At 27.9% G+C, this 2,009-nt stretch carries 3 protein-coding genes and 1 pseudogene; all 4 read left to right on the top strand.

Features of this window, described 5'->3' with window-relative positions:
* A pseudogene (locus MoGM_RS00385) lies at positions 1–338 on the top strand (hypothetical protein); the annotation flags it as partial.
* Positions 339–514: 176 nt separating this feature from the next.
* Positions 515–679, top strand: coding sequence for a hypothetical protein (locus MoGM_RS12875; RefSeq protein WP_158249524.1), 165 nt, complete (start codon positions 515–517; stop codon positions 677–679).
* A 5-nt stretch (positions 680–684) separates the two neighbouring features.
* Positions 685–1,668, top strand: coding sequence for a hypothetical protein (locus tag MoGM_RS00380; RefSeq protein WP_104368271.1), 984 nt, complete (start codon positions 685–687; stop codon positions 1,666–1,668).
* A gap of 116 nt (positions 1,669–1,784) precedes the next feature.
* The coding region (locus MoGM_RS13230) for a hypothetical protein (RefSeq protein ID WP_233210077.1) at positions 1,785–2,009 on the top strand (225 nt) is incomplete at its 3' end.

The raw sequence follows: 2,009 nt of genomic DNA, 5'->3' as shown, positions 1-2,009 counted from the left end.
GGCCGGACCCGCTCGCGGACGATTATCTGAATGTCAGTCCGTATGTATATTGTCTTGACAATCCGGTAAGTCATATCGACCCAGACGGAAAGAAAGTATATGTCGTGGCAACGACTCTTCCGGGTTTCCAATGGTTTTCTTATCCAACACATACATATACACTTGTAACAGGATATGGAGCCCCAAAACGATATGCGTATGGTTCTGCTACTGACGGCATTTTTAGTGGAAATCTTGAAAGACTATATTATGTAGATGATGAGAAAACCATGAATGAGGCCTTGGGATATATCAATCAGAATAATTTTAAATTTGATTCTCAAAATATAAAAATATAATAGAAGTTACGCCTCCCAAGGGAATTGACAGTAAAGCATTTGACAAATTAGTTATAGAAACCGCTAAACAGTTTGATGGAAATAAAGAAATAAAATATAATGTTGTAACGAATTCAGAAGAAACAGGTAATTGTAATACAAGTACAACAACATTACTTATAAAATCTGGTGTATCCATGGAACAGATTGAAAAGATAGGCAAACAAATAGACGGTTATCCTGGTGGATGGGGAAAAATACGTCCATGGAGTGAAGAAGAGAGAAAAAAAGTTGTTAAAGAAAAGGAAGGCTATAATAAACAATTAATGAATGCAATAGAAAATTTGTATAAAGGATTTTAGTAAAAATGAGAAATGAAGAAATAATAAAAATACAAGATTTGGGAATTTGTTTTTGTATTTCAACTTTTATACAAATTATATTTCCTTTTTTTATTAGTTATGACTCTTTCCGTATAAATGGACCAAGTGTCATACCTGTCTTATTTTTCTTTGCGCCAATGATGACATTAATCTTCATGATTCTTTTCATGACAGGCCTGTATAAAAAGAAAAGAATTGATAACTATTTGGTTATTGTAAGTAATATAATCTTTGTTGTATTGAAAAATTATTTATATGAAATATATAGTAATGGTATTAATAGTAAAAGCATTTTTTTAATAGATATAATTTCACTAATTATCCTTATTGGAATTATTGTCATTTTTGACTATAAACGTATTATTGCCAGAATATTATTATTGCTTAAAAAAATCTTTATAAAATATGCTATTGCCAATAAAATTATGAATAAAACAAATATTTGTATAAAACGAAATATGATAAAATATTTATTCAAATTATATTTATACTGTTTAACCATAACTTTTATTATTTGTTTCTTTTATGCTATAAAAACAACAACAGTACAATTATTTACCCCTCTAAATGCAGTGTTTTTTACAATGATTATATACAGCGTAATATGCCTTATTATGCTTGTTCCTTTTGCCATATCTAAACTAATCTATTCTGATTTCTGCATATTAGAAAATATTTTATTTTATTTCATTTATATAATAATCTTATTTGAGAAGTATTTTATATGTGGATTACTAAACTTACGTTCCAGTGAACGGAATGCACATATTATATGGCTTTTGTTATATGCTGTATACATTGTATTAAGACCATATTTAAAACAAAAGACAAGATTAATACCTTGTTTAATAAATACTGAAAAGTATATAACAAGTAAAAAGGGAACGGTTTGTATTATTTGCACAATTATCATCTTATTGTTTATCTTAATATTTAATGACAATGCACTAAGACATGAAATGCAATGAACGTTGATAAAAGAATGCAAGAGAAAAAAATTATAACTATGAAAAAGATAGGGCTAATACATTGAAGAAACAGGGATTACTTTTAAAAAGTGATAAACATAAAAGGCCATAAAATTATGAATCTAAGACACATTTATTTAAACATGCTCAATAAATATGAATCGGGTATAAATGATGATTTTAACTCTAAATTCAGATATAATACCTGTTTTATAAATTATTATCTGTCAATGGCTGTAAGGAAAGAAAAGATAGAAACTGGCATTTATAATATGATTTTGGTTCAACTATCCGCAAAGATTAAGGAGCCGACAGTCAAGCTAAGCGAATGTTTTAAGACA

The sequence above is a fragment of the Prevotella sp. MGM1 genome, from assembly GCF_002933775.1.
GTDB lineage: Bacteria > Bacteroidota > Bacteroidia > Bacteroidales > Bacteroidaceae > Prevotella.
This window is presented reverse-complemented; position numbering and strand designations above follow the sequence as displayed.

Coding starts and splice junctions, on each gene's coding strand:
- MoGM_RS12875 (WP_158249524.1), top strand. CDS start 515: ATGGAACAGATTGAAAAGATAGGCAAACAAATAGACGGTTATCCTGGT.
- MoGM_RS00380 (WP_104368271.1), top strand. CDS start 685: ATGAGAAATGAAGAAATAATAAAAATACAAGATTTGGGAATTTGTTTT.